Below are 393 nucleotides of genomic sequence, written 5' to 3' on the forward strand. Positions count from 1 at the left end.
TGCCGTGTGCGATGGTCAGGGCCGACCGGTCCGGCTTCATCTGACTGCTGGACAGGTCAGTGACTTCAAAGGGCAGATGTTCTCCTGACGGATCTGCCGGAAGGAACAGAAGAGGTCATCGGGGATCGGGGGTATGACAGCAACCGGATCAGACGATATCTTGTCGAACAGAACATTACCGACTGCATTCCACCAAGGAAGAACCAGAAATCAAAGCCATCTTACAACTGGCATCTGTATAAAAAGCGCCACATTATCGAAAACATGTTTGCAAAGTTGAAAGACTGACGACGTGGAGCGACCAGATACGACCGCTGTGCTCATACATTCATGTCTGCAATCCACATCGCAGCAAGCTTCATCTTCTATCTCAAGGAATGAGTCCTGAGCCTA

The 393-nt window shown here is 50.1% G+C and carries 1 protein-coding gene; it reads left to right on the forward strand.

The features are described from left to right. Positions 1-84: 84 nt before the first annotated feature. Positions 85-288 (forward strand): transposase, encoded by a 204-nt coding sequence (locus DY926_RS18120; protein ID WP_408886060.1) that lies wholly within the window; start codon positions 85-87, stop codon positions 286-288. The last annotated feature ends 105 nt before the right edge of the window (positions 289-393 follow it).

The organism is Komagataeibacter melaceti, assembly GCF_003403295.1.
Lineage (GTDB): Bacteria > Pseudomonadota > Alphaproteobacteria > Acetobacterales > Acetobacteraceae > Komagataeibacter > Komagataeibacter melaceti.